This is a genomic window from Phycicoccus avicenniae (assembly GCF_018139485.1).
In the GTDB taxonomy this organism is placed as follows: domain Bacteria; phylum Actinomycetota; class Actinomycetes; order Actinomycetales; family Dermatophilaceae; genus Phycicoccus; species Phycicoccus avicenniae.
Window position 1 is genome coordinate 36,875 of the sequence record NZ_JAGSNF010000006.1, and the last position, 26,914, is coordinate 63,788.

Annotated in this window: 23 protein-coding genes and 1 riboswitch; of the genes, 6 read left to right on the forward strand and 17 right to left on the reverse strand. The window is 75.2% G+C overall.

The window, feature by feature from the left end:
- Positions 1 to 17: 17 nt before the first annotated feature.
- From smc to KC207_RS05790, 3 genes are all read right to left on the reverse strand, one after another.
- Positions 18 to 3,590 carry a chromosome segregation protein SMC gene (smc, locus tag KC207_RS05780; protein ID WP_211601968.1) on the reverse strand — a complete coding sequence of 1,191 codons (3,573 nt, stop codon included), beginning with the start codon at positions 3,588 to 3,590 and terminating at the stop codon, positions 18 to 20.
- Positions 3,591 to 3,684: 94 nt separating this feature from the next.
- Positions 3,685 to 3,981, reverse strand: coding sequence for a chorismate mutase (locus tag KC207_RS05785; RefSeq protein ID WP_211601969.1), 297 nt, complete (start codon positions 3,979 to 3,981; stop codon positions 3,685 to 3,687).
- 55 nt (positions 3,982 to 4,036) lie between these two features.
- Positions 4,037 to 4,339 (reverse strand): acylphosphatase, encoded by a 303-nt coding sequence (locus tag KC207_RS05790; protein ID WP_211601970.1) that lies wholly within the window; start codon positions 4,337 to 4,339, stop codon positions 4,037 to 4,039.
- Between the two features lie 188 nt (positions 4,340 to 4,527).
- Between KC207_RS05790 and KC207_RS05795 the strand changes: the two genes are divergently transcribed.
- On the forward strand, positions 4,528 to 5,469 hold the full coding sequence (locus KC207_RS05795) for a hypothetical protein (protein WP_211601971.1): 942 nt from the start codon (positions 4,528 to 4,530) through the stop codon (positions 5,467 to 5,469).
- 27 nt (positions 5,470 to 5,496) lie between these two features.
- Here KC207_RS05795 and mutM read toward each other — a convergent pair whose 3' ends face one another.
- The 10 genes from mutM to KC207_RS05845 all read right to left on the reverse strand — a co-directional run bounded on the left by mutM (position 5,497) and on the right by KC207_RS05845 (position 15,823).
- Positions 5,497 to 6,369, reverse strand: a complete 873-nt coding sequence (gene mutM, locus KC207_RS05800) for a bifunctional DNA-formamidopyrimidine glycosylase/DNA-(apurinic or apyrimidinic site) lyase (RefSeq protein WP_211601972.1) — start codon at positions 6,367 to 6,369, stop codon at positions 5,497 to 5,499.
- Positions 6,362 to 7,150, reverse strand: a complete 789-nt coding sequence (gene rnc / locus KC207_RS05805; RefSeq protein ID WP_211601973.1) for a ribonuclease III — start codon at positions 7,148 to 7,150, stop codon at positions 6,362 to 6,364. Before rnc ends, mutM begins: the two co-directional genes overlap by 8 nt.
- A gap of 11 nt (positions 7,151 to 7,161) precedes the next feature.
- Positions 7,162 to 7,356 carry a 50S ribosomal protein L32 gene (gene rpmF / locus KC207_RS05810; protein ID WP_211601974.1) on the reverse strand — a complete coding sequence of 65 codons (195 nt, stop codon included), beginning with the start codon at positions 7,354 to 7,356 and terminating at the stop codon, positions 7,162 to 7,164.
- A 1-nt stretch (position 7,357) separates the two neighbouring features.
- Complete coding sequence (locus tag KC207_RS05815; RefSeq protein ID WP_211601975.1) at positions 7,358 to 7,933, reverse strand: YceD family protein; 576 nt, start codon at positions 7,931 to 7,933, stop codon at positions 7,358 to 7,360.
- 125 nt (positions 7,934 to 8,058) lie between these two features.
- Positions 8,059 to 10,176, reverse strand: a complete 2,118-nt coding sequence (locus KC207_RS05820; protein WP_211601976.1) for an acyltransferase family protein — start codon at positions 10,174 to 10,176, stop codon at positions 8,059 to 8,061.
- Positions 10,163 to 10,669 (reverse strand): pantetheine-phosphate adenylyltransferase, encoded by a 507-nt coding sequence (gene coaD / locus KC207_RS05825; RefSeq protein WP_211601977.1) that lies wholly within the window; start codon positions 10,667 to 10,669, stop codon positions 10,163 to 10,165. Before coaD ends, KC207_RS05820 begins: the two co-directional genes overlap by 14 nt.
- A gap of 59 nt (positions 10,670 to 10,728) precedes the next feature.
- Positions 10,729 to 11,358, reverse strand: a complete 630-nt coding sequence (locus tag KC207_RS05830; protein WP_211601978.1) for a hemerythrin domain-containing protein — start codon at positions 11,356 to 11,358, stop codon at positions 10,729 to 10,731.
- Positions 11,359 to 11,433: 75 nt separating this feature from the next.
- The gene (gene rsmD / locus KC207_RS05835) at positions 11,434 to 12,000 is read right to left on the reverse strand and encodes a 16S rRNA (guanine(966)-N(2))-methyltransferase RsmD (RefSeq protein WP_211601979.1); all 567 of its coding nucleotides are present in this window, start codon (positions 11,998 to 12,000) and stop codon (positions 11,434 to 11,436) included.
- Entirely contained in the window at positions 12,000 to 14,159 is a 2,160-nt protein-coding gene (locus KC207_RS05840) for an ATP-dependent DNA helicase RecG (RefSeq protein ID WP_211601980.1), read from the reverse strand. Before KC207_RS05840 ends, rsmD begins: the two co-directional genes overlap by 1 nt.
- On the reverse strand, positions 14,159 to 15,823 hold the full coding sequence (locus tag KC207_RS05845; protein ID WP_211601981.1) for a DAK2 domain-containing protein: 1,665 nt from the start codon (positions 15,821 to 15,823) through the stop codon (positions 14,159 to 14,161). The genes KC207_RS05840 and KC207_RS05845 overlap by 1 nt, the downstream gene beginning before the upstream one ends.
- Positions 15,824 to 15,970: 147 nt before the next feature.
- On the opposite strand from KC207_RS05845, the gene rpmB reads away from it, so the two are divergent.
- Positions 15,971 to 16,165, forward strand: coding sequence for a 50S ribosomal protein L28 (gene rpmB, locus KC207_RS05850; protein ID WP_204130928.1), 195 nt, complete (start codon positions 15,971 to 15,973; stop codon positions 16,163 to 16,165).
- Between the two features lie 88 nt (positions 16,166 to 16,253).
- On the opposite strand, the gene thiL is transcribed toward rpmB, so the two are convergent.
- Positions 16,254 to 17,246: a thiamine-phosphate kinase gene (thiL, locus tag KC207_RS05855; RefSeq protein WP_211601982.1), complete on the reverse strand. Its 993-nt coding sequence runs from the start codon at positions 17,244 to 17,246 to the stop codon at positions 16,254 to 16,256.
- Between the two features lie 124 nt (positions 17,247 to 17,370).
- Between thiL and KC207_RS05860 the strand changes: the two genes are divergently transcribed.
- On the forward strand, positions 17,371 to 17,604 hold the full coding sequence (locus KC207_RS05860; protein WP_211602095.1) for an Lrp/AsnC family transcriptional regulator: 234 nt from the start codon (positions 17,371 to 17,373) through the stop codon (positions 17,602 to 17,604).
- Positions 17,583 to 18,050: a DUF3515 family protein gene (locus KC207_RS05865; protein ID WP_249138585.1), complete on the forward strand. Its 468-nt coding sequence runs from the start codon at positions 17,583 to 17,585 to the stop codon at positions 18,048 to 18,050. The genes KC207_RS05860 and KC207_RS05865 overlap by 22 nt, the downstream gene beginning before the upstream one ends.
- A 3-nt stretch (positions 18,051 to 18,053) precedes the next feature.
- Here KC207_RS05865 and map read toward each other — a convergent pair whose 3' ends face one another.
- The 3 genes from map to ileS form a co-directional block, all read right to left on the reverse strand.
- Positions 18,054 to 18,827 (reverse strand): type I methionyl aminopeptidase, encoded by a 774-nt coding sequence (map, locus tag KC207_RS05870; protein WP_211601983.1) that lies wholly within the window; start codon positions 18,825 to 18,827, stop codon positions 18,054 to 18,056.
- A 3-nt stretch (positions 18,828 to 18,830) separates the two neighbouring features.
- Positions 18,831 to 20,222, reverse strand: a complete 1,392-nt coding sequence (locus KC207_RS05875) for a bifunctional folylpolyglutamate synthase/dihydrofolate synthase (protein ID WP_211601984.1) — start codon at positions 20,220 to 20,222, stop codon at positions 18,831 to 18,833.
- Between the two features lie 276 nt (positions 20,223 to 20,498).
- Positions 20,499 to 23,834 carry an isoleucine--tRNA ligase gene (gene ileS / locus KC207_RS05880; protein WP_211601985.1) on the reverse strand — a complete coding sequence of 1,112 codons (3,336 nt, stop codon included), beginning with the start codon at positions 23,832 to 23,834 and terminating at the stop codon, positions 20,499 to 20,501.
- A 327-nt stretch (positions 23,835 to 24,161) separates the two neighbouring features.
- Positions 24,162 to 24,230: riboswitch (cobalamin riboswitch) on the forward strand.
- Between the two features lie 111 nt (positions 24,231 to 24,341).
- Between ileS and KC207_RS05885 the strand changes: the two genes are divergently transcribed.
- A complete protein-coding gene (locus KC207_RS05885) occupies positions 24,342 to 25,991 on the forward strand; it encodes an LPXTG cell wall anchor domain-containing protein (RefSeq protein WP_211601986.1) in 1,650 nt (549 codons plus the stop codon).
- On the forward strand, positions 25,991 to 26,914 hold the full coding sequence (locus tag KC207_RS05890) for a hypothetical protein (protein WP_211601987.1): 924 nt from the start codon (positions 25,991 to 25,993) through the stop codon (positions 26,912 to 26,914). The genes KC207_RS05885 and KC207_RS05890 overlap by 1 nt, the downstream gene beginning before the upstream one ends.

Here is a 26,914-nt window from a genome sequence, read left to right on the forward strand (position 1 = left end):
GAGCCGGCGGTCGGGCTTCAGGCGGTGTCGGCGACGTCGCGGATCCGCTGGCTCACGACCGTCGTCACGCCGTCGCCGCGCATCGACACCCCGTAGAGGGCGTCCGCGACCTCCATCGTCCGCTTCTGGTGCGTGATGACGATGAGCTGGCTGGAGTCGCGCAGCTCCTCGAAGAGGGTGATGAGCCGGCCGAGGTTGGTGTCGTCGAGCGCGGCCTCGACCTCGTCCATGATGTAGAAGGGGCTCGGCCGGGCCTTGAAGATCGCGACGAGCAGCGCCACCGCGACGAGCGAGCGCTCCCCGCCGGAGAGCAGCGACAGCCGTTTGACCTTCTTGCCGGGCGGCCGGGCCTCGACCTCGATGCCGGTCGTCAGCATGTCGTCGGGGTCGGTGAGGACGAGCCGTCCCTCGCCACCGGGGAAGAGCCGGTCGAAGACCCGCTCGAACTGCTCCTTCGTGTCGTGGAACGCCTCGCGGAAGACCTGCTCGACCCGCTCGTCGACCTCCTTGACGATGTCGAGGAGGTCCCGCTTGGACCGCTTGAGGTCCTCGAGCTGGGTCGTGAGGAAGGTGTGCCGCTCCTCGAGCGCCGCGTACTCCTCGAGCGCGAGCGGGTTGACCTTGCCGAGCTGGGAGAGCCCCCGCTCGGCCTTGCGCAGCCGCTTCTCCTGCACCTCGCGGACGTAGGGCGCCGGCTCGAGGACCTCGTCCTCGGGGTCGTCGGGGCCGGGGATGTGGGGCACCGGGCGGTCGGGGCCGTACTCGGCGGTGAGGACCTCGGGGTCGACGCCCAGCTCCTCGACCGCCTTGGTCTGCAGCTGCTCGATGCGGGCGAGCTGGCGGGCCCGGGCCATCTCGTCGCGGTGGGCGGCGTCGGTGAGGTCGCGCAGCTCGTCCTGCGCGGTCGCGAGCTCGCGGCGCAGGTCGGCGGCGGCCCGGTCACGCTCGCCCCGCTCGGCGTCCGCGGCGTCGCGCAGCCCCGCGGCGCGGGCGAGGGCGTCGGCGACCTCGAGGACCGCGAACTCGGCGGCCTCCCGGACCGCGCCGGCGACGACGGCCTCGCGGCGTCGGCGCTCCTGCCGCTCCCGGAGCCGTTCCCGGGCGGCGATCTCGTTGCGGGCGGCGCCCTCGAGCGAGTCGGCACGCCCGGCGAGCGAGCGGGCCCGCTCCTCCTTGGTCCGCAGGGCGAGGCGGACCTCGGTCTCGGCGGTGCGCGCCCGGCTCGCCTCGAGCTCGAGACGGTCGCGCTCGTCCGTCGAGGGGTCCGCCTCGTCCTCGAGCGGCTCGGCTTCGGCCTCCTCGAGCCGGGTCGCGAGCGCCTCGAGCTCCTCACGGTCGGTGTCGAGGGTCTCCTGCGCGGCGGCGATGGCCTTCTCGGCCCGCTCGGCCTCGGCGGACGCGGTGCGGACCGCGGCCCCCAGCGACCCCAGCCGCTCGGCGACCGCGGCCATCCGGGCGTCGGACTCGTGGAGCGCCTCGAGGGCGGCGTCGACCTCGGTCTCGGCACCGGCGACCGTCTCGCGGGCCCCGGAGAGCGAGAAGCGGGAGCGCTCGACCCGGGCCGAGGCGTCCTCGAGGACCCCACGGGTCTCCTCGACCGCGGCCTGGACCTCGAGGAGGGACTCCCCCGCACTGCTGCCACCGCGCGCCCAGCCGGGCCCGAAGACGTCGCCGTCGGCCGTCACCGCGGTGACGCCGGGGTGACGGGAGACGAGCGCGAGGGCGTGGCCGGACGTCGGGACGAGGGCGACCCGCTCGAGGAGCTGCTCGAGCGCGGGGGCGACGGCGGCGGGGGCCTCGACGACGTCGCGGGCCCAGACGGCCCCGGCGTCCAGGGCGGGCCAGGCGGCCGGGTCGCCCGGCGCGGCGGTCTCACCGACGAGCAGCGCGGCGCGGCCCCCGTCGCTCTCGCGCAGGCTGGCGAGCGCCTTCTCGGCCGACGCCGCGGACCCGACGGCGAGCGCCTCGGACGCCCAGCCGAGGGCGGCGGCGACGGCGGCCTCGTGGCCCCCGGTGACGTGGAGCATCGTGGCGACGGCGCCGAGGACGCCGTGGTCGTCGTCCGCCGCCTCGAGCAGCGTCGCGGCCCCGTCCTTGCGGCGCAGGCTCATCTCGAGGGCCTCGAGGCGGGCCTGGGCGGAGCTGCGGTCGCGCTCGGCCTCGCGCTCGGCGGCGGTGAGGCGCTCGACCTCGGCCCGGGCGGTCCCGAGGCGCTCGGCGGCCGCCTCGTACGTCGTGTCGAGCCCCTCCTCGCCCTCCTCCTCGTCCGCGATGCCGCCCTCGAGGTGGGCGAACTCACGCTCGGCGTCGGTCGCGCGCTCGCGGGCCTCGGCGGCGAGCCCGCGCAGGCGGCCGATCTCGGCCTCCGCGGCCTCGATCCGGCTGCGGCGGGCCCCGACCTGGCCCGCGAGCTTCGCGAGGCCCTCCCGGCGGTCGGCCGCGGCCCGGGCGAGGCGGGCGAGCCGCTGCTGCTCGGCGGCGTGCGCCGACTCCGCCGACTCCCGCTCCGCGACGGCGTCCTGGAGCGCCGCGGTCGTCTCGTCGATCTCGGCGAGGAGGACCCCCTCGGCCTCCCGCGCCTGGGCGGCCTGGGCCCGCAGCTCCTCCGGGTCCCGGCCCGAGGTCGTCTCGTGCTCCTCGTCCTGGGACAGCAGGCGGACCCGCTCGGCGCTCACCGACCCCGTGGACTCGAGCCGGTCGCGCAGGCTCTGCAGCCGGACGACCCGCTCCTGGGCCTGGCCGAGCCGGGGCGCCGCCTCGGCGACCTGCCGCTCGACCTCGGCGAGCCGGGAGCGGACGTCGGTGACGGCCTCCTCGACGGCGGTGCGCCGCTCCAGGAGCGCGGTCTCGTCGGCGACCTCCTGCTCGACGACCGCGGTGAGCTGGACGAGGTCGTCGGCGAGCAGCCGCAGGCGGGCGTCACGGGCCTCGGCCTGGATGACCGCCGCCCGCCGCGCGGCCTCGGCCTGCCGCCCGAGCGGCCCGAGCTGGCGGCGGATCTCGCCCGTGAGGTCCTGGACGCGGGTGAGGTTGCCCTCCATCTGCTCGAGCTTGCGGAGCGTGCGCTCCTTGCGGCGACGGTGCTTCAGGACCCCCGCGGCCTCCTCGATGAACCCGCGGCGCTCCTCCGGGGTCGCCCGCAGCACGGTGTCGAGCTGGCCCTGGCCCACGATGACGTGCATCTCGCGCCCGAGACCGGAGTCCGACAGCAGCTCCTGGACGTCGAGCAGCCGGCAGCCCGTGCCGTTGATGGCGTACTCGGAGCCGCCACCGCGGAACATCGTCCGGGTGATCGTCACCTCGGTGTAGTCGATGGGCAGCGCGCCGTCGGTGTTGTCGATCGTCAGGCTGACCTCGGCCCGGCCGAGCGGCGGGCGGCCGGCTGTGCCGGCGAAGATGACGTCCTCCATCTTGCCGCCGCGCAGGCTCTTGGCCCCCTGCTCCCCCATGACCCAGGCCAGGGCGTCGACGACGTTGGACTTGCCCGACCCGTTGGGACCGACGACGCAGGTGATGCCGGGCTCGAGGCGCATCGTCGTCGCCGAGGCGAAGGACTTGAACCCCTTGAGGGTCAGCGTCTTGAGGTACATGCGGCGGTCGGTCGTCTCTCGGTGGCGGGCGGGCCGGGGTCGCGGGCGAGCCTACCGCCGGGCGAGGGGCCGAGGCGGGACGTGCGTCGCGGGGTCAGGAGCCGTGCCCCCCGGCGATGTGCTCGTGGTGGTGGATGACCTCGGCGATGATGAAGTTCAGGAACGCCTCCGCGAACTGCGGGTCCAGGCCCGACTCGTCGGCGAGCGCCCGCAGCCGGGCCACCTGCCGCTCCTCCCGGCCCGGGTCCGCCGGCGGCAGGCCGACGGTCGCCTTGAGCTCCCCGACGGCCTGGGTGCACTTGAACCGCTCCGCGAGCAGGTGGACGAGCGCCGCGTCGATGTTGTCGATGCTCGACCGCAGCCTGGCGAGGTCCGGGGGGATGTCGCTCACCCCGCCATCGTAGGAACGCCCGAGCGGGCCGTGCACCACCGTCCCACCCTCGCGGTCAGCGCTCGACGAACCCGCTCTCGCCTCGCGGCTCCTCCCAGCGCGGGGCCGACACCGACGCGACCGACCCCGGCCTGCGGGCCGACGACGGGTCCTCGCGCAGCAGCTCGTGGAGGCGCTCGACGGACTCCCGGCGGCCCTCGGCGACGACCTCGACCCGGCCGTCGGTGGTGTTGCGGGCGAAGCCGGCGAGTCCCAGCTCGAGGGCCCTCGACCGGGTCCACCAGCGGAACCCGACGCCCTGGACGGTGCCGCGCACGAAGACGGCACCGCGGGAGATCTTCTCGGGGGAGGACGTCATGGCGGCGACCCTACCGACCGGGTCGCCCACCCCCGGACGCCTCAACGGTGAACGCCGAGACGGGCGGACCGGGCCCACCCCGTGCCACTATCTTGGTCCGCCAGCGGTGTGGCCGGGACGGGCCTGACGACGGCGCAGGGGCCGACGTGATCCCGTCCCCGGCCGCCCGCCTGTCTCCGAGGAGGACGATGCGGCAGGACGACGCTCGGGACGAGGCCGCGACCCGGGACCTCGATCCCGTCGCCGTGCAGGAGTTCTCGCAGGCTCTCCGCGCCGCCGTCGGGCGTTCCGGCCTCAGCCTCGACCGGGTCCGCTCCCGCCTCGCGGAGCGGGACCTGCCGGTAAGCACCGCGACGCTGAGCCACTGGCAGACCGGACGCAGCAGACCCGCGCCGGGCCGGTCGCTCGCCGTCGTCGCCGCTCTCGAGGGAATCCTCGGGCTGCCCGACGGAGGCCTCGTCGCCCTCCTGCCGCCCGCACCGCGCCCCCGCGGTCGCAGTGCGCACGCCTCGCCGCCCGACGACGGAGGACGGCGGGCGCTGCCGCTCTGGGAGGAGATCTCCCAGGCCGTGGCGGAGCTCGGGCTCACCCTCGACGACACGCTGCGGATCATGTCCTGGCACGAGGTGGCCGACGTCGGTCCGGACCGGCTCGTCGTCGCCCACCGGGTGAGCACGGTGCAGCGAGCCGTCGTCGACGGTGTCGACCGGCTGCCGATGTTCTACAGCGACCTCAGCCCGCACGACGCCCTCCCCCGGCTCGTCCCGCGGGCGGGGGTGCGGGTGGGACGCGAGGTGCGGGTCGGCGCGACCGGCCTCGTCGTCGCCGAGTTCGTCCTGCCCGCCCCGCTCGCGGCCGGCGAACGGGCCTTCCTCCAGTGGGACGTCGAGCACGTCCCGGTCCCCGTCACCGAGCTCGAGATGCGCTCGGCCCACCCGAGCACCGAGGTCGTCATCTCGGCCCGCTTCTCCCCGGACGCCTTCCCGGCCGAGGTCCTCGGGTACACCGAGGTCGACGGCGTGGGGCGCACCCGGCGCGTGGGCCCGGACCCACTCGGCGAGGCGAGCGTCATCCGGCACCGGGTCCCCGCCGGAGCGGTCGGGCTGCACTGGCGCTGGCCACCGGCCTGACCCCGGCCGCCCCGCTGCGGCGAACGGTCAGCGTCGACGGGCGGAGGCGCCGGCCCCCCGCGGCCGGGTCTGGCAGCGCGGGCACGAGAACGACGAGCGGTTCATGAACTGCTCGCGGCGGATGGGGGTGCCGCACCGCGGGCAGGGCCGCCCCGACTGCCCGTACGCGGCGAGCGACCGGTCGAAGTAGCCGGAGGCCCCGTTCACGTTGACGTAGAGCGCGTCGAAGCTCGTCCCGCCCTGGTCGAGCGCGGAGCGCATGACGTCGGCGGCGTGGTCCAGGAGGGCCCCGAGGGCGGGCTTGGTCAGCGCGCTCGCGGGACGCTCCCCGTGGACCCGGGCGCGCCACAGCGCCTCGTCCGCGTAGATGTTGCCGATCCCGGACACGACCGTCTGGTCGAGCAGCACCCGCTTGACCGCGCTGTCCTTGCCCTTCATCCGGCGCACGGCCCCGGCCCGGTCGAAGGCGGGCTCGAGGGGGTCCGGGGCGATGTGGGCGATCGTCGTCGGCACCCCGGCCCCGTCGAGACCGGCGAGGGCGAGGCCGCCGAAGGTGCGCTGGTCGACGAAGCGCAGCTGGGGGTCCCCGTCCTCGAACCGGAACCGGGCGTGCAGGTGCTTCTCGTCCGGGGCGCCCGCGTCCTCGACGAGGAGCTGCCCGCTCATCCCGAGGTGGAGGAGCAGCCCGAGGTCGTCCTCGAGGTCCCACCACAGGTACTTCCCCCGGCGCCGCACGGCGGCCACGCGCCGGCCCGCGAGCCGGGCGGCGAGGTCGGCGGGTCCGGCGAGGTGGCGACGGGCCACGCGGTGCCCCCGCAGCTCGACGTCGCGCAGGACACGTCCCTCGACGTGGGTGGCGAGACCGCGCCGGACGACCTCGACCTCGGGGAGCTCAGGCACCCCGGCCGGGCCCCTCGAGCGGGTTCCTGGGGGTCGGGACGACCCCCTCGTGGCGGTCCCGGATGGTCGACCAGGCGTGCGCGGCGGCCTCCTGCTCGGCGACCTTCTTCGTACGCCCGGCGCCGCGGCCGAGGACCTGGCCGCCGACGACGACCTCGGACTCGAAGGACTTCGCGTGCTCGGGGCCGTCCTCGGTCACCGTGTACTCCGGCGACCCGAGGCCGTGCTTGGAGGTGATCTCCTGGAGGCTCGTCTTCCAGTCCAGCCCCGCCCCCAGGGTCGCGGACTGGGCGAGCAGCGGGTCGACGAGGTGGTGGACGAGCTCGCCCGCCGCCTCGATGCCGGCGCACGAGTACACGGCGCCGATGACCGCCTCGACGGTGTCGGCGAGGATCGAGTCCTTGTCCCGCCCGCCGGTGCTCTCCTCGCCCCGGCCGAGGAAGACGTGGTCGCCGAGCCCGAGGGTGCGTCCGACGTCGGCGAGCGCCCGCATGTTGACGACGGCGGCACGCAGCTTCGCGAGCTGGCCCTCGCTGTCGTCGGGGTTGGTCTCGTAGAGCGTCGTCGTGACGACGAGGCCGAGGACGGAGTCGCCGAGGAACTCCAGCCGCTCGTTGTGCGGCAGCCCGCCCATCTCGTAGGCGTAGGAGCGGTGCGTCAGGGCACGCTCGAGCAGCGCCCCGTCGACGTCACGGCCCGTGACCTCCTCGAGGAGTGTCGCGAGCTCGGAGACGGGACGCAGCGGCGTGAGGTCGCCGGACTGCGCCGAGCCCCTGCCCATGGGCGGGTGGGTCAGCCCTGGTGGTCGGTGCGCTCGGCGGCGCCGTAGTGGCGCCCCTTGTAGGAGCCGCACGACGGGCACGCGGTGTGCGGCTGCGTCGGCGCCTTGCACTGCGGGCACGTCGTCGTGGCGACGGCGCTCGCCTTCCAGTTGGCGCGGCGCGAGCGGGTGTTGGAGCGCGACATCTTCCGCTTCGGAACGGCCACGTCAGGTCCTCTTCTCTGTCGTCTCGGGCGGCTCGGCCAGGGCCGAGAGGGCCGCCCATCGGGGGTCGATCTCGTCGTGCTGGTGCTCCGGGTCGTCCGCGAGCGGCTGGCCGCACACGGAGCAGAGACCGGGGCAGTCCGGCCGGCACACCGGCTGGAACGGCAGCGCGGGCACCACCGTGTCCCGGACCACCGGGTCGAGGTCGATGAGACCGTCCTCGACCAGGCGCTCCTCGTCGGCGTCCTCGTCCCCCACCTCGTCGTGGCGGACGTGCCGATCGGCGTGGACGAACAGCTCCTGGAAGGTCCCGTCCACCGTCTCGGTGACCGGGTCCAGGCACCGCACGCACGCGCCGGTCGCCGTGCCACGGACCGAACCGGTGACCAGGACGCCCTCGACGACGGACTCCATGCGCAGGTCGAGCAGGAGGGGTGCCCCCTCCTCGACGGCGATGACGTCCGTGCCGAGGTCGCTCGGTGCCCCGGCCTCCCGCTCGAGCTCGTGCATGGACCCGGGTCGACGCCCGACGAGCTTGGTGTCGAGCACCAAGGGCGAGCGTGGGTCGAGTCGAGACATGGCTTTCACGGTGGTTCCGGTCGGTTCGGGTCCCGTCGCACGGACGCAGACCAGGAGCCAACGTTACCGGCCCGGAGGCCCGTCCCCAAACCGGACGGAGAGGGGGCAGGTCCGTCCGGGCCCGCTCACTCGGCCTCGGGCGCGGGCAGCGCCGCGGCGACGGCCCGCGAGACCGGCCCCGCGAGCGTGCGGGCGTACGTCGCGGTGACGTGGTCGCCCGCCCGGTGGACGGTGACGTGGCCGATGACGACCGGGCACTCGCCGCCCGGGCAGATGCGTTCGGTGAGGTCGAGCAGGCGGACCCCGTCCCCGGCCGCGCGCACCGCCTCCTCCTGCACCGGCAGGGCGCTCGCCTCGCGCGCCGGGCCGACGGGGAAGGTGCACTCGTCGAGGCTCTCGGGGTTCCAGGCGGCGCACACGTCGAGGTCGTCCGGCGAGTCGGGGCTGTCCCCGATGACGAGGACGGGCACGTCCGCCTCCGCGAGCCGGCGCCACTGGGTCGCGTAGCCCTCGACGAGGGCGGCCCGGTCGCGCCCGGCGCCCGTCTCGGCGGTCCGGGCCACGCCGGAGGTGACGACGACGTCCGGCGGGTCGCCCGTCAGCGCGTCGAGGACGGCCGTGTTCCACACGTCGCACTCCGGGTAGGCCTCGCCGCCCTCCGCCGCGGCGGCCGCGGAGAAGGCGCACGCCGACTTGCCGTAGGTCACGACGCGCCAGCCCTCCTCGACCGCCCGCTCCTGGAGCGCCGGCAGCCACTGCATCGCCTTGGAGTCCCCGACGAGCGCGACGGTCACCGCACCGTCGGGGTCGCCGAACTCGCAGGCGACGGGCTCGGTCGACGCGGCCGGGACCTGGCAGCGGTCGACGTCCGCGTCCGGCCGGTCGCGACCCGCGAGGAGGGGGTCCGGGACGGCCCAGCCGGGATCGGCGGCGTTCGCGACCGCGCGACCGGGGACGACGGTGTTGGCCCCGAGGGACGCCAGCGCCGGGACCGGCCCGTCCGGCGGGGAGGTCTCGAAGGGCGTGCGGAAGGTCATGAGCGGGACCGACGCCGCGACGCCGACGGCGGACAGCGCGACGCCGAACGCGAGCATCGCGCGGGGACGCCGCCGCAGGAAGGTCCCGTAGTGCAGCGGCTGCTCGAGGTAGCGCCACGAGACCCACGCGGGCCACAGCGACGCCGCGGCGAGGGCCACCGTCGCCCAGGCGGGGACCTCGGCGCCCGTGAGGTACTCGACGGTCCAGCCGCCGAGCACGATGACCGGCCAGTGCCAGAGGTAGACCGAGTACGACATCCCGCCCATCCAGACCATCGGCCGGGTGCCGAGCAGCCGGACCGGACCCCACGACGACCCCTGCCAGCCCGCCCACAGCACGAGCGCCGTCGGCAGGGTGGCGAGCAGGGCCCACGCCCCCGGCCAGTCGACGTCCGTCGGCAGGGCCACCGCGACGGCGACGATGCCGGCGAGGCCCGCCCAGCCCGCGACCGCCGTCCACGGGGCCGCCCGCTCCGGCCGCTCCCTGCCGGTGAGCCACACCGCGAGCAGGGCCCCGACGCCGAGCTCCCACACTCGGGTCGTCGTGACGAAGAACGCGGCCTCCGGCTCGGTCCGCGACATGACGACGGACCACACGAACGAGGCGAGGACGAGGACACCGAGGACCGCGCCGACGACGCGGCGGTCGGGCCGGGCCCCGAGGCGTCGGGCGACGAGGGCGACGACGAGGAGCAGCAGGGGCCACACGAGGTAGAACTGCTCCTCGACCGCGAGCGACCAGAAGTGCTGCACCGGCGACGGGGTGAGGTCGGAGGCGAGGTAGTCGACCTCGCGCCCGGCGAGCGTCCAGTTGACGACGTAGAGCGCCGCGTACCGCACGTCGCGGCCGATGACCTGCAGCCGCTCCCCCGGGACGACCCACCACGACCAGGCCGCGACGACGGCGAGGACGAGCACGGCCGCCGGCAGCAGGCGTCGGATCCGGCGCCCGAGGAAGCGCATCCACGAGATCCGGCCCGTCTTGTCGAGCTCGGTGAGCAGCAGCCCGGTGATGAGGTATCCGGAGATGACGAAGAAGACGTCGACGCCGGCGAAGCCCGCGGGGACGGGCAGCCCCGCGTGGTAGACGAGCACGGCGAGGACGGCGACGGCCCGCAGGCCCTCGACGTCGGGTCGGAAGCGGGCGCGCGCGGCGGCGGACCTCGTGGTCGCCCGCCGCGTCGGCGCCGCGTCAGCCGTGCTCACGCACCCGCGCCACGAGGGCGTCGCGGACCTCGTCCGGGACGAGGCCGGTGACGTCGCCGCCGTAGCGCACGACCTCCTTGACGAGCGAGCTCGACACGTGCTCGAGCGAGGGGTCGGCCGGGAGGAAGACGGTCTCGAGCCCCGTGAGGTGTCGGTTCATCCGGGCCATCGGCAGCTCGTAGGCGAAGTCGGTGCCGCCCCGCAGGCCCTTGACGACGACCCCGGCGTCGAGGTCGCGGCACACGTCGACGAGGAGCCGGTCCGCGAAGGCCTCGACCCGGACCCGGTCCCCGATCCCGGCGTGCGCGAGCGCGCCGCGGACGAGGTCGAGCCGCTCCTCGACGGTGAAGGTGCCGCGCTTGGCGGGGTTGTGCAAGACGGCGACGACGACCTCGTCGGCGACGGCGAGGGCCCGCTCGACGACGTCGAGGTGACCGAGGGTCACGGGGTCGTAGGACCCGGGGCAGACGGCCCGGCGCACGCGATCGCTCACCCGCGGAACCCTACAAGTCCGCCGTCTCGGCCCAGGTCACCGCCACGACGCCGCCTGCGTCACCCGTCCTGCTTCGCCGACTCCTCGACGTCGTGGGCGCGGGCCTTGGCCTCGTCCTGGATCTCCTCCGCCTCGGCGCGCGCCGGGGCCGGGGCGATCGTGCCGTCGTGGACGGCCGTGTCGAGGAGGGCCTTGACCTGACCCGTGGAGGCGCAGCCGGCCTCGAGGAGCTGGTTGCGCCGGGTGAGCCAGTCGACGGCCAACCGCTCGCGGACGGCGACGTCGACCTCCTCACGGGCCGGGTTGAGGATCGTCTGCTCCTCCTCGTTGGAGTGGTGGTTGACGACCGTCGCGAGGTCCTCGAGCGCCTCGTCGTACGTGTCCGTGTCCGTCCCCTTGGCCTCGAGGAAGGCGAGCAGGGCCTCGGTGATCTCGGCGTGCTCCTCCTCGCCGTGCTCGGCCTCATGGGCGGTGATGTCGTCGGCGCGGCGGCGCAGTGTCGGGTAGACCGTCTCCTCCTCCGCCGTCGCGTGCGCGACGAGGATCTCGGCGAGCGCCTGCCGGGCCGCGGCCCGGTCGGAGTCGGTGCGCCGGCACTCGCGCAGGAGGTCCTCGAACATCCGGTGGTCGTCGAGGATGAGCTCGACGACGTCGCCGCTGGTGGGACGGGGGATCTCGTAGTCGGTCATGACGGCATCCTGTCAGACACCCCTGCTGACCAGCCCGGACGTGTCGAACCTTCGCCCGGACCCCGGGCCCACCGCTCAGGTGACCGGCTCGGCGAGCCAGACGGTCGTCTCGCCGTACCTGCGGGGCTTGCCGAGCCGCTCGAGCCCCGGCGGCCACGTCGGCTCCGGGGAGCGGGAGGAGCGCTCGACGACGACGAGCGCGTCCTCGGCGAGCCAGGCGTCCGCGAGCCGGCCGAGCACCGCGGCGAGGTCGTCCTCCCCCACGTCGTAGGGCGGGTCGAGGAGGGCGAGGTCGGCGACCTCGTCCGGCGAGGGGTCGGCGGCGAGGGCGGAGGTCACGGTGCTCGCGAGGACGCGGACCCGCCCCAGCCCAAGGTCGCCGGCGTTGCGGGTGCATGTCGCCGCCGCACGCCGGTCGGACTCGACGAGGACGGCGGACCGGGCCCCGCGGCTCATCGCCTCGAGACCGAGCGCCCCGGACCCCGCGTAGAGGTCGAGGACCCGGGCGCCCGCGACGGCGTCCCGGGCGTCGAGGGCCGAGAAGAGCGCCTCGCGGACCCGGTCGCTCGTCGGGCGGGTGCCGGAGCCGGGCGGGGTGCGCAGCGTGCGTCCGCCGACCGTACCGGCGATGATCCGGGTCATCAGCCGCGCTCCAGGTAGGCGGCCTGCTCGGCGTCGACGCGGGCGCGGACGGCCTCGGCGAGCAGCGGGTGGGCGGAGAGGTCGGGGTCGGCCTCGACGAGGGCGAAGGCGTCCTCGCGGGCGGCGTCGATGACGTCCTCGTGCTCGAGGATGTGGAGGAACTCCAGCTGCGTGGTCCGGCCGTGCTGGGCGGCGCCGAGGATGTCGCCCTCCCGTCGCTGGGAGAGGTCGAGCCGGGCGAGCTCGAAGCCGTCGGTCGTCCCGGCGACGGCGGTGAGCCGCTCGAGGGCCGGCTCGGCGTCGCTGCCGGTGACGAGGAGGCAGAGCCCCGGGAAGCCCCCGCGTCCGATGCGCCCGCGCAGCTGGTGCAGCTGCGAGACGCCGAAGCGGTCGGCGTCCATGACGACCATGACGCTCGCGTTCGGCACGTCGACCCCGACCTCGACGACGGTCGTCGAGACGAGGACGTCGGTCTCCCCGCGCTGGAACCTGGCCATGACGGCGTCCTTGTCCTCGGCCGGGAGCCGGCCGTGGAGGACCTCGACGGTGAGCCCGGCGAGGGACGGCTCCTCGGCGAGCGCGGCGCTCACCCCGGTCGTGCTCTTGAGCGGCCGGGGCGCGGCCTCCTCGCCCTCCGGCGGGTCCGCGGCCGCGACGCCGTCGTCCGGGGCGTCGTCCTCGCCGATCCGGGGGCACACGACGTACGCCTGGCGTCCGGTGCGCACCTCCTCGGCCACCCGGGCCCACGTCCGCTCCATCCAGCCGGGTCGGTCCTCGGGGACGACGTGCGTCGTGATCGGGGCCCGTCCGGCGGGCAGCTCGCGCAGCGTCGAGGTCTCGAGGTCGCCGAAGACCGTCATCGCGACGGTCCGCGGGATGGGGGTCGCCGTCATGACGAGGACGTGCGGCGGGGTCTCACCCTTGCTCCGCAGCGCGTCGCGCTGCTCGACGCCGAAGCGGTGCTGCTCGTCGACGACGACGAGCCCGAGGTCGCGGAAGTCGACGGTCTCCTGGAGGAGTGCGTGGGTGCCGACGACGATGCCGGCGTCGCCGGAGGCGACGTCGAGGAGGGCCTTGCGGCGCTCGGCGGTCGACTGCGACCCGGTGAGGAGGACGACCCGGGTCGCGTGCTCGGCGCCGCCGAGCATCCCGCCCTCCGCGAGGTCGCCGAGCATGCGGGTCATCGTGCGGTGGTGCTGGCCGACGAGCACCTCGGTGGGCGCGAGGAGCGCGGCCTGCCCGCCGGAGTCGACCGCCTGGAGCATCGCCCGCAGGGCGACGACGGTCTTGCCGGAGCCGACCTCGCCCTGGAGCAGGCGGTGCATCGGGGTCTCGCGGGACATCTCGGCAGCGACCGTCTCGCCCACCTCCCGCTGGCCGGCGGTGAGGTCGAACGGCAGCCGGGCGTCGAACGCGGCGAGGATGCCGTCCTCGCGCCCCGGCCGGGCCCGGGTGGAGTCGCCCGCCGCGGCGCGCCGCCGCTGGGCGAGGGTGGCCTGGAGGACGAACGCCTCCTCGTAGCGCAGCCGCTGCTGGGCGGCGCGGACCTCGTCGTGGGTGTCGGGCCCGTGGACGCCGCGCAGCGCCTCGGTGCGCCCGACGAGCCCACGCCGGCGACGGACGTCCTCGGGCAGGGCGTCGGGGACGTCGTCGAGGGCCACGAGGACCAGCCGCACGCTCTCGGTGACGGTCCACGTGTGGAGGCTGCCGACCGGGCGGTAGATGGGGACGAGGTCCTTGCGGTCCCCGGCGTCGAAGTCGTCGAGCATCGTGTAGCCGGGATGGGTCAGCTGCTTGCGCCCCCGGTAGGTCCCGACGGTCCCGGCGAAGATCCCCCGGGCACCGGGGACCAGGACGTGCGCGTGCGGGTAGGCGCGGAAGAAGGTGATGTCCAGCTCGTGCCGGCCGTCGGTGATGACGACCTCGAGCATCGTCCCCTTGCGCTTCTGCATCCGCCGGGTGCTCGCCCGCTTCACGACCGCGACCCCGACGAGGAACTCCCCCGGCGTCGCGGTGCCGAGGTCGTCGTTCTCGCGGCTGCGGTAGCGCCGCGGCCAGAAGGCGAGGAGGTCGCCGACGGTGCGGATGTCCCGGTGCTTCGCGAACTGCTCGGCGGCGGTCGCGATGATCGGCCGGAGCGGGCTGGACTCGGTCGCCATCACTCGACCCCGAGGAGCAGGAGGCTGTCGGGCTGTCCGCCGTCGAGGACGACGACCTCGACACCCGGGCGCTCGCGGGACAGGGCGTCGGCGACGCGGTCGGCGAGGCCTCTCCCGGCCCCGGACCCGGCGACGAGGGTGACGAGCTCACCGCCCGCGGACAGCAGCCGCTCGAGGACGGCACGGGCGGCGACCTCGGCGCCGGCCCCCGTCGGGACGACCTCCCCGAGGGCGGTCCCGACGACCCCGTCGGCGGACGGCGTGACGGCGCCGTACCGGGAGGAGCCGGCTGCCGACGTCATCGCGTCGACGACCTCGCCGACGGTCCGCGCCGGGTCGAGGACGGCGAGCGCGGCGAGTGACTGCACGACGGCGACGGCGGGGACGACGTGCAGGGCGAGCCCCTCGTCCCCGGCCGCGCGGGCCGCCACCTCGGCGGCCTCGAGCCCGGCCGGGTCCCCCGGGAGCACGACGACCTCGCGCGCCCCGGTGGCACGGGCCGCCGCGAGCACCCGCCCGCTCGCCCCGGGCCGGTCGGCGCCGAGGTCGACCGGCACGCCCCCGGCCTCCTCGACGAGCGACGCGACGCCCGGGCCCGGGGACCCGACGACGACGCCGACCCGGCCGCCGGCCGCCCGCCCGGCCACCTGGCTCGGCAGGTGGGTGATGCGGATGCGTTCGGGGACCCCGGCCGCGATCCCCGCCTCGACGGCGGCTCCGGGGTCGTCGACGTGCACGTGGACGTTCCACAGCCGCGGCCCGCCGACGACGAGGAGGCTGTCACCGAGGGCGTCGAGCCGTGCCCGGAGGACGTCGACCGCGCCGGCGTCGGTGACGGTGAGGAGGTACATCACCTCGTAGGCCGGCCCGCCGTGGGCGGGCAGGTGGTCCGGCTCCGCGAGCGCGTCACCGGCGGACGCCCCGTGGTTCCGGGCTTCCGGCTCCCGGGCGCCGGAGGTCGCCGGCCGGTGCCACTCGTCGCGGTCCCCGACGCGGGCGGGGTCGAGGGTCCCGGGGTCGTCCTGGGTCCAGGCGCCGGTGACGACCCGGTGGAGCGACTCCAGGAGCAGGAGGCAGCCGGCGCCCCCGGCGTCGACGACGCCCGCGTCGGCGAGCTCCGCGAGCTGGTCGGGGGTGCCGGCGAGGGCCCCGCGGGCGGCCGTCACCGCGGCCGCCGAGACCTCGGCGAGCCCTCCCCCGGCGTCGGCGGTCTTCCGGGCGGCGGCGGCCGCCGCGTCGGCGACCGTGAGGATGGTCCCCTCGCGCGGGTGCCCGACCCCGGCGCGGGCGGCCGCGGCCCCGCGGACGAGGCAGACGGCGAGCAGCGCGGCGTCGACGGTCCTCGCCTGCCGCTCCTCGACGACGTCGCACAGCCCGCCGACGACCTGGCTGAGGATGACCCCCGAGTTGCCCCGGGCGGACACGAGGATGGCCCGGCGCAGGCGACGGCACTCCTCGACGAGGTCGGCCGGGGCGGTGGCCCCGAGCGAGTCGGCGACCGTCTCGAGCGCACCGTCGAGGGTGAGGTAGAGGTTGGTGCCGGTGTCCCCGTCCGGCACCGGGAAGACGTTGAGGTCGTCGAGCTCGGTCCGGCGGGCCGCGAGCGCGGCCCGGGTGAGGAGGGCCCAGTGCCGTGCGTCGTCGGCGGTCAACACGTCGGGCACGTCGGCCAGGGTATCGGTCGCCCACGACCTCGCCCCGAAGGGCGTTTTGGTCGCCGGGCCGCGACTCGGCTACGCTGTTCCGGTTGCGCGTGCGCCTCCGCGCCGCGCCCCAGGACATCCCATCCGTCACCTTCGAGGAGAACACCCGTGGCTGCCACCTGCGACGTCTGCGGCAAGGGCCCCGGTTTCGGGCACAACATCTCGCACTCGCACCGCCGCACCAAGCGCCGCTGGAACCCGAACATCCAGCGCGTCAAGGCGCTGGTCGGCGACGCCGGTGTGACCCCGAAGCGGCTCAACGTCTGCACCTCCTGCCTCAAGGCGGGCAAGGTCAAGCGCTGACCTGACCGCGCACGACACGGGCGGCCTCCCTCACGGGGGGCCGCCCGTTCGTCGTCCCCGGACCTCGACGGGCGTCCGGACGCCGCGGTCAGCCGGCGCCGAAGTGGTCCCAGCCCCGCACGTCCGGCACCACCCCGTCGACGGTGACCACGCCGTCCGGCCCGGCGGGGACGACCCGGCCGACGGCGACCCAGGGCTCGCCGGCGAGGGCCACGAGGTCGGTGGCCGCCGGGAAGCAGCCGACGAGGGAGTGCTCCTCGCCGCCGGCGAGCACCTGCTCGATGGCCCGCCCCGCCCCGAGCACCTCGGTGAGCGGCCCGGCCGCGTGGTGGGCGCGCAGGGCGTCCCCGTCGAGGTCGACCGCCACGCCGCTCGCCCGCGCGACCCGCCCCGCGTCGGTGACGAGACCGTCGGAGACGTCGACGAGGGCGTGCGCCCCGGCGGCCGCGGCGACGGGCCCGGAGCGCCAGGGGGTGCGCGGTGCGAGGTGGTCGGCGACCAGGCCCGCCGCCGGGCCGGTGCGCGGCAGGTCCTCGAGGAGCACGGCGAGCCCGCCCCCGGAGCGCCCGAGGGTCCCGCAGACGGCCACGACGTCGCCCGCCCGGGCCCCCGAGCGCAGGACCGGAGGACCGGGCAGGGCGCCGAGGGCGGTGATGGTGACGGACACGACGCCGGGCGGCCCCGAGGAGACGTCGCCCCCGAGGACCGGCGCGCCGCACTCGGCCGCGACGTCGGCGATGCCGGCGGCCAGGTCGACCGCCCACGCCACCGGCAGGTCGGGGTCGGCGACGAGGGAGACGAGGAGCCCGGTCGGCACCGCCCCCATCGCGGCGACGTCGGCGACGTTCGAGACCGCCACCTTGACGCCGACGTCGTGACCGCTCGACCACTCGTCACGCCAGTCCTGACCGCGGACCATCCCGTCGGTCGTCGCGACGACGGAGCCCCCCGGGGCGGCGACGACGGCGGCGTCGTCACCCGGTCCGACGAGCACGTCGGCGTGCCGGGGACGCACCCGGTCGTAGGCCGGGAGCACCCGCGCGAGCAGCGCGGCCTCGTCGACGTCGCGGAGGCGTTCCACGGCCTCTCCCTCCCTCGGTGTCGGGCCGGCCACGGGCACGGTAGCGTCTGCTGCGCCCCGTCCCCCGCGACGGGCCCCCGCGCCGGGCAGCCGCCCGGCGCGCGACGACGCAAAGGTGGACGCAGTGGTTCAGGCCTACATCCTCGTGCAGACCGACGTCGGCAAGGCCGCCGAGGTCGCCGCGACGATCGCGACGATCGACGGCGTCGTCCTCGCCGAGGACGTCACCGGCCCCTACGACTGCATCGCCCGCGTCGAGGCCGAGACGGTCGACGAGCTCGGGAAGCTCGTCATCTCCAAGATCCAGGACACCGACGGCATCACCCGGACCCTCACGTGCACGGTGGTCCACGTCTGACCCGGGCGCGAGCCCTCGGGGCGGCGGCAGCGACGAGCGCTGGCGCCGTCCTGCTGTCCGGGTGCTCGGGCGCCGTCGAGGTGTCCGTCCCCGGGGGCGCGGACGTCGACGCGTGCGCCGACCCGGCGTGGCCGCGGACGGTGAGCGGCCTGGAGCCGCGCGAGACCTCTGCGGGCTCCCCCGCCGTCGCGGCCTGGGGCGACCCCGCCGTCGTCGCCCGCTGCGGCGTGGCCGCCATCCCCCCGACCGAGGTCGAGTGCATCGAGGTCGACGGCGCCGGCTGGGTTCCGGAAGCGCTCTCGGACGGGACCCGGTTCGTCTCCTTCGGGCGCGACCCGGCGGTCGAGGTGCTCGTCCCGTCCGAGTACGACCCGGCGCCGCTCCTGCTGCCCGGTTTCACCGCCGTCGCCGACGCCCTGCCCTCGAACGGGCTCGACTGCCGCTGAGGGTCAGGCCGCGGGCGGGAGGGTGAGGACCTCGACGCCGTCCTCGGTGACGGCGACGGTGTGCTCGCTGTGCGCCGTCCGGCAGCCGGTGGCGCTGCGGAGGGTCCAGCCGTCGGCGTCGGTGACGAGCCGGTCCGTGTCGGCCATGACCCACGGCTCGAGCGCCAGCAGCAGGCCGGGACGCAGGCGCATCCCGCGTCCGGGACGGCCGAGGTTCGGCACGTGCGGGTCCTGGTGCATCGTCGAGCCGATCCCGTGCCCGCCGAAGTCGGTGTTCACGGTGTACCCGTCGCCCGTGAGCACCTGCCCGATGGCGTGCGAGACGTCGCCGAGCCGCGCGTCGGGCGACACTGCCCCGACGGCCGCGGCGAGGGCGCGCTCGGTCGTGTCGACGAGCGCGAGGTCGTCCGGCGCGGGGGTACCGACGACGAAGCTCACGGCGGCGTCGGCGGCCACCCCGCGGAGCAGGACGGCGAGGTCGAGCGTCACGAGGTCCCCGTCGGCGAGCTCCTGGTCACGGGGCCGGCCGTGCAGGACGGCGTCGTTGACCGAGGTGCAGACGTGGTGCCCGAACGGGCCCCGCCCGAAGGACGGCTCGTAGTCGACGTAGCAGGACAGGGCGCCGGCGTCCTCGATCATCGCCTTCGCCCAGCCGTCGATCTCGAGGAGGTTCGTCCCCGGCCCGCACCGCTCCCGGAGGGTGGCGAGGATGCGGCCGACGAGCGCCCCGGTGCGGCGGGCCCGGTCGACCTCGGACGGGGCGAGGATCTCGATCACGGCTCAGACGTCCGTCGTGCCGAGGAGCATCCGGACCTCGGCGGCCGTGACGACCGAGCCCGTCGCGAGGACGCCTCCGCCCACGCCACCCTCGTCGGCGAGACCGGCGGCCGTGTCGAGCGCGTCGGGGAGGTCCTGGACGACCGTCACCCGGTGCTCGCCGAAGATGTCCGCGGCGATCTGGCCGAGCTCGGACGGACGCATCGAGCGCGGCGAGGAGTTGCGGGTGACGACGACCTCGTCGAGCGCGGGCTCGAGGGTCTCGAGCATCTCCGTCGCGTCCTTGTCGGACATGACGGCCAGGACCCCGACCAGCCGGACGAACGTGAAGGCCTCCGACAGCGCGGTCCGCAGCGCCCGGGCACCCGCCGGGTTGTGCGCGGCGTCGACGACGACCGTGGGGCTGCGCCGGACGATCTCGAGCCGTCCCGGCGAGGTGACGGCGGCGAGCCCGGCGCGCAGGACGTCGAGGTCGAGGGGCTGATTCCCGCCCCCGACGAACGCCTCGACGGCGGCGACGGCCACGGCGGCGTTCTGCGCCTGGTGCGCCCCGTACAGCGGGAGGAAGAGGTCGGGGTAGTCGGCGGCGAGGCCGCGCAGCGAGATCTGCTGGCCGCCGACGGCGACGTCCTGGGCGGTGACGCCGAAGTCGTTGCTCTCGAAGACGATCCGGGCGCCGACCTCGGCCGCGCGCTCGACGAGCACCTCGGCGGCGTCGCGGTCCTCCTGCACCCCGCTCACGGCGATGCCGTCGGCCTTGATGATCCCGGCCTTCTCCTGGGCGATCTCCTCCGGGGTGTCGCCGAGGAAGCGGCGGTGGTCGACGTCGATCGGGGTGACGACGGACACCGGGGCGTCGACGACGTTCGTCGCGTCCCACGAGCCGCCCATGCCGACCTCGACGACGGCGACGTCGACCGGCAGGTCGGCGAAGGCCGCGTAGGCGACGGCGACGAGGACCTCGAAGTACGTCATCGCCGGGCCGCCGGCGGTGATCGAGCGGGCGTCGACCATCTCGACGAACGGGATGACGTCGTCGTAGGCGGCGAGGAAGCGCTCGGCGTCGATCGGCTGCCCGCCGATCGCGATGCGCTCGAGCATCGAGTGCAGGTGGGGGCTCGTGAACCGGCCGGTCTTCAGCCCCATCTCGCGCAGCACCGACTCGGCGATGCGGGCGGTGGACGTCTTGCCGTTCGTGCCGGTGACGTGGAGGACCGGGAAGGTGCGCTGCGGGTCGCCGAGCAGCTCCATGACGGCCTGGATGCGGTCGAGCGAGGGCTGCAGGTCGTGCTCCGGCGCGCGGGAGAGGATGGCCTCCTCGACCTCGCGGAGGCGCTTGCGGACCTCGAGCTGGTGGGCGGCCTCACGCTGGGCGGCGTCGGGTGCGGGACTCACCCGCCCATCCTCCCGCAGCCGGGTGGGCGGGCGCACATCCCGTCCCCACGAGACGCAACCCGACCACGCGCCCCACCGGCCTCCACATTTCGGGGTGACCCCGAAATGTCCGGTGAGACAAGACCTCGGAGGTCCTGCCTCACCGGACGTTCTCTTGTCTCGCAGTCAGGTGCCGACCGGTCAGGGCTGTCTCGGGGTCAGGTGCCGACCGGTCAGGGCTGCCTCGGGGTCAGGTGCCGACCGGTCAGGGCTGTCTCGGGGTCAGGTGCGCACCGGTCAGGCCCGCTTCGTCACCCGGAGGTGAGCCTTGTGACCGTCGCCGACGGCCGCGACGACGACGCCGTCACCGTCCGGGGACTCCAGCTCGACGACCTCGTCGGCGAGGGTCTCCCCCGCGACGAGGGTCCGGTGGGCCTCCAGCGCCTCGAGCACCTCGGGGTCGCCGCCGACCGCGAGCACGATCCGGTCCGACACCTCGAACCCGGCGTCCTTGCGCGCCTGCTGGACGGCCCGGACGAGGTCGCGGGCCAGCCCTTCGCGGGCCAGGTCGGCGCTCACCTCGGTGTCGAGGACGAGGAACCCCCCACCGGGCAGCATCGCCGTCGCCCGTGACCCGCCGGCCGCCGCGTCGACGACGGTGTCGAGCGTGTACTCGCCCTCGAGGAGGACGAGGCCGCCGGCCGTCACGGTGCCGTCCTCGCCGACCGACCAGTCACCGGACTTCGACCCCTTGATCGCGCCCTGGACCTCCCGCCCGAGGCGCGGACCCGCGGCCCGGGCGTTGACGGTGAGCCGCTGGCTGATGCCGAAGTCGGCCTCCGACGCCGTCGCGAGGTCGACGACCGACACGCTCTTGACGTTGAGCTCGTCGCGCACGATGCCGGCGAACGGCTCGAACGCCGCCGGGTCGGCCGTGACGACGGTGAGCTCGCGTAGCGGCAGCCGCACCCGCAGGTTCTCGGCCTTGCGCAGCGAGGACCCCGTCGAGCAGACCGCCCGCACCTGGTCCATCGCGGCGACGAGCACGTCGTCGGCCGGCAAGTCGTCCGCGTCCGGCCAGTCCGCGAGGTGCACGGAGCGACCGCCGGTGAGCCCGCGCCAGACCTCCTCGGTGACGAGCGGCAGCAGCGGCGCCGCGACCCGGGTGAGCACCTCGAGGACCGTGTAGAGCGTGTCGAACGCCGCCTCGGCCGCCGAGGAGTCCCCGGACCCGGTGTCCCAGAACCGCTCCCGCGAGCGCCGGATGTACCAGTTCGTCAGCACGTCGACGAACCCGCGCACCGCGTCGCACGCCCCGGCGACGTCGTAGGAGTCCATCTGGCCCGTCACCGTCTCGACGAGGCGGCGGGTCCTCGCGAGGAGGTACCGGTCGAGCGGGTCGGGCGAGCCGGTGGACCAGCGTGCCTCGTACCCGGCGCCGCCGGCCATCGCGTTGGCGTAGAGGCCGAAGAAGTACCAGGAGGACCACAGCGGCAGCAGCACCTGGCGCACGCCCTCGCGGATGCCCTCCTCGGTGACGACGAGGTTGCCGCCCCGCAGGATCGGGCTGGCCATGAGGAACCAGCGCATCGCGTCGGCGCCGTCGCGGTCGAACACCTCGCGCACGTCCGGGTAGTTGCGCAGCGACTTGCTCATCTTCTGGCCGTCGTTGCCGAGGACGATGCCGTGGCTGATGCACGCCTCGAACGCCGGCCGGTCGAACAGGGCCGTCGCGAGGATGTGCAGGGTGTAGAACCAGCCGCGGGTCTGCCCGATGTACTCGACGATGAAGTCGGCCGGGAAGTGCGCGTCCTGGCTGTCGGTACCGGCGAACCAGTCCGCGTTCTCGAACGGGTAGTGCACCTGCGCGTAGCTCATCGAGCCGGAGTCGAACCACACGTCGAGGACGTCGGTGACGCGGCGCATCGTCGAGCGGCCGGTCGGGTCGTCCGGGTTGGGCCGGGTCAGCTCGTCGACGAACGGGCGGTGCAGGTCGGGGTTGCCCTCGCGGTCGCGCGGCAGGTCACCGAAGTCCCGCTCCATCTCGGCGAACGAGCCGTAGACGTCGATCCGCGGGTACGCGGGGTCGTCGGACTTCCACACCGGGACCGGGCTGCCCCAGAACCGGTTCCGCGTGATCGACCAGTCGCGGGCGTTCTCGAGCCAGGTGCCGAACTGGCCGTCCTTGACGTGCTCGGGCACCCACGTGATCTGTTGGTTCAGCGCGACCATCCGCTCCTTGACCGCGGTGACCTCGACGAACCAGGACTCCACGCCCTTGTAGATGAGGGGCTCGCGGCAGCGCCAGCAGTGCGGGTAGCTGTGGTCGTAGGTCTCGCGGCGCAGCAGGACCGTGCCGGGCGAGACCGACCCGGTCGGGCCCTCGCCGCGGGTCATCGCGCGGAGGTGGTCGATGACGAAGGCGTTCGCGTCGAAGACCTGCATGCCCTCGTAGTCGGTGACCGGCGCGGTGAACTTCCCGTCCCGGCCGACCGGCATGACGGCCTCGATGCCCTCGCGGTCGGTCACCTGCTTGTCGACCTCACCGAAGGCGCCGGCGGTGTGCACGACCCCGGTGCCGTCGGTCGTCGTCACGGCGTCGTCGGCCGCGACGACGCGGAAGGCGTTCTCGTGTCCCGCGTAGTACGAGAACGGCGGGGTGTAGGAGCGCCCGACGAGGTCGGCTCCGCGGTACCGCCCGAGCACCTCGGGCTCCCCGTCCCCACCGGCGAGCTCGCGGGCGTACGCGGCGAGACGGGCCTCGGCGAGCACGTACCGCGCCCTCGCCTCGGTCCCGGGCACCGGTGCCTCGACGACGACGTAGTCGATGTCCGAGCCGACCATCGCCGCGAGGTTGCTCGGCAGCGTCCACGGCGTCGTCGTCCACACGAGGAGGTGCGCGCCGTCGAGGAGCCGGTCGGTGCCGGTGTCGTCCAGGAGGTAGCCGACGGTGACGGAGGGGTCCTGCCGCATCCGGTAGGTCTCCTCGTCCATCCGCAGCTCGTGGTTGGATAGCGGGGTCTCGTCGTTCCAGCAGTACGGCAGGACCCGGAAGCCCTCGTAGACCCAGCCCTTGTCGTACAGGGACTTGAAGGCCCAGATGACCGACTCCATGTAGTCGGCGTTCATCGTCCGGTAGTCGTGGTCGAAGTCGACCCACCGGGCCTGGCGGGTCACGTAGTCGCGCCACTCGCCGGTGTACTTCATCACCGACTCGCGGCAGGCGGCGTTGAACTTCTCGATGCCGAGCTCGAGGATCTCGTCGGTCGTCTTGATGCCGTTCAGGCGCATCGCCTCGAGCTCGGCGGGCAGGCCGTGGGTGTCCCAGCCGAAGCGCCGCTCGACGCGCTGGCCGCGCATCGTCCGGTACCGCGGGACGACGTCCTTGACGTAGCCGGTCAGCAGGTGGCCGTAGTGCGGCAGCCCGTTCGCGAAGGGCGGGCCGTCGTAGAAGACGAACTCGTTCTCGCCCCGCTCCCCGGGGTCGCGCTGCTCGACCGAGGCCCGGAAGGTCCCGTCTGACTCCCAGTGCGCGAGGACGGCCTCCTCGACCTGCGGGAAGCGCGGGCTCGCGGGCACGCCGAACGCGGCGCCGGTGTGCTCACCGGTCGTGGAGACCTTGGGGTACGTCATCGCGGGGCTCTCCTGCGGGGGCTCGACTCGTGGGGCCACGAGGACGACGGGTCCGGCCGCTGGGCCGGGCACCACCGCGGTGCCACCTCGCTTGCCGCCCCATCGGGACGGCCGCTCTTGCGGAAGGTCGTGACGTGACCCCGACGTCCGGGTCTAGTGAGACGAGGGCTGGGCCCTCGCCCGTTCTTCCGGAGGCTCGCCGCTGATGACGGCTCGGTCGCCTGTGCCCTCGATGATAACGGCAGGTGGTCCCCGGTTCCGACGGGGTTGCGCAGGGGGTACAGTCCAGGTCGTCGCCCCGGTGGCGACACCCACACGCACCTCACGGGGGAAGCCGGTCGAAGTCCGGCACTGTCCCGCAGCCGTAGGCCACGTCAGTGGCGAGTCGGAATGCCCGAGGGATGCGAGCGGCTCCACACACACCGTCGAGGAACGCGGGACGGAGCCCGGCAGGCCGGCGCCGTCCGGCGGTTCGGGTCATCGTCACGAACCGCTCAGGAAGGCCCCATGCCCACCACCACGCTCCGCCCCGGCGCCCGCGCGCTCGGGGCCCTGCTCGTCTCCGCCGCACTCGTCGGCGCCCCCTCGGCCGCCCTGGCCGACGAGACCCCGAGCCCCACGTCCACGCCGACGTCCACCGCGACCGCCTCCCCGGAGCCGACCGCGACCACCACGGACGAGGCGACCCCCACGACCTCCTCCACGCCCGAGGCCACCGCGACCCCCGAGCCGCCGGCCACCACCGAGCCGACCACGGACGCGACCGGGGCCACGGACCCGACGCCCGCCGAGCCGACCCCGTCGGCGTCCGACGACGCGGCGACGACGGCCCCGATGGTCCCCGGCGGCGACGCGGCGCGCTACGGCGTGCAGGCCGTCGAGGGTCCCGCGACCTCGACCGACCCGGTGCTCGTCGGGGCGAACTACCTCGAGGAGGAGCTGCGCCGGGGGGACCACGTCCTGTCCCAGGTCTTCGACGGCGTGTCCTACCCCGACTACGGGCTCACCGCCGACGCGGTGCTCGCGCTCGCCGCGTCCGGCACCGGGCAGGACGAGGCGACGCTCGCGACGGAGGCGCTCGCGGACAACGCCCTGCAGTACGTCGGCTTCGGCGACCCGAACGAGATCGCCGCCGGTGCCGTCGCCAAGCTGCTCAACGTCGCCGTCGCCCAGGGGGTCGACCCGACCGCCTTCGGCACCTACGACCTCGTCGCAACGCTCCAGGCGCGCGAGAACGCGCAGGGCCGCTTCGTCGACCAGTCCGCGTACGGCGACTACTCCAACACCTTCGGCCAGTCCTTCGCCGTCATCGGCCTGCACCGGGCCGCGCCGGGCGGCGCGAGCGCCGACGCGTCGGCCTACCTCGCCGCGCAGCAGTGCCCGGGGGGTGGCTTCGCCCTCACGATGACCGACGCCGGCTGCTCGGACGACGCGAACGCCGACCCCGACGCCACGGCGATGGCCGTCCAGGCGCTCGACGCGGTGGGCGGCTACTCCGCCGAGACGGGCGCCGGGCTCGACTACCTCGCCGGCCTCCAGGACGCGGACGGGGGCAACGGCGGTGGCGGCCCCACCGCGCCGGTCAACGCCAACAGCACCGGGCTCGCCGGCCAGGCCTACCTCGCGGGCGGTCGCACGGCGCAGGCCCGGTCCAGCGCGTCCTTCCTCACCGACCTCCAGCTCGGGTGCGACGTGGCCGCCCCGCTACGTGGTGCCGTCGCGTACGACGAGGCGCGCTTCGACGCCGCGACGGCCGCGGGCCAGGACGCCGCACCCAGCGACCAGGACCGTCGCTCCACGGCCCAGGCCCTGCTCGCCCTCGCGGGGGTCCCGCTCGGGACGGTGACCGCCACGGGCGCCGCCGCCGAGGCCCCGGAGCTCGCGTGCGCCGAGCCGGAGCCCACGGCGACGCCGACGGCCACCCCGACCGCCACCCCCGGCGACCCGACGGCGGAGCCCACGGCCGACGCCTCGGACGAGCCGACCTCCGGCGCCGTCGGCGGCGGGTCCGACACCCCCGTCGCGGCGGGCCCCACGGGCGCGCTCGCCCAGACCGGCACGGACCCGATCCTGCCGGTCGCACTCGGGCTGCTGCTCCTCGTGCTCGGCGCCGCCGCCGCGTACGCCTCGAAGCGGCAGCGAGGGGCGCACGCCTGATGCGGCGCGGCATCGCCTCCCGTCTCCTCGGGACGCTCGCGGCGGCGGGGCTGGCCTCGGCCGGCCTCGTCGCCGCGGCGGCGCCCGCCCAGGCCGCCGCCTGCGAGGGCACGTCCGGCGTCACCGTCGTCGTGGACTTCGGCGGCTCCACCCAGGTCCGGTGCGCCGCAGGTGACCCCGGGTCCGGGCTCGCGGCCCTCGCGGCCGCCGGCTTCTCCGTGACCCAGGTGCAGACCCAGCCCGGGTTCGTCTGCCGGATCGACGGCGCCCCGAGCAGCGACCCGTGCCGCAACACCCCGCCGACGACGGCCTACTGGTCCTACTGGCACGCCTCGCGGGGCGGGTCGTGGTCCTACAGCAACCTCGGCGCGGGGTCCTACGACCCGGCACCGGGCAGCGTCGAGGGCTGGTCCTTCGGCGGGGGCGGTCAGCCCGGCACCGCCCCTCCGGCGCCGACCCGCACGACCGCACCGGCACCGACGACCACCCCGAAGAAGACCTCCACCCCGAAGCCGACGTCCGGAGGGTCGTCGACGACGCCGTCCCGCGGGGGGTCCGGTGGCGGGTCCACCTCCGGCGGGTCCGGCGGGACGACCTCCGGTGGCTCCTCGACGGGTGGCGGCACCGGCGGAGGCGCCGACGCCGACGACCCCACGGCCTCCCCTTCGGCGACGAGGAAGCCGCCCCGCGCGAAGGCCTCCCCGAGCCCGAGCGCGTCGGACAGCGTTACGCCCTCCTCGTCGGCCACGCCGTCGGACGCCCCCGGCGATGCACCGAGCGAGGACCCCCGGGAGCTCGCCGCGTCGCCGACCTCCGCCACGGGGTCCGGGTCGGGCACGGGCACGCTCCTCACCGGGCTGGGGCTCGCCGCGCTCGTCGCCGCGGGCGCCGGCTGGACGATGTGGCGACGGCGCAGCGCCTGA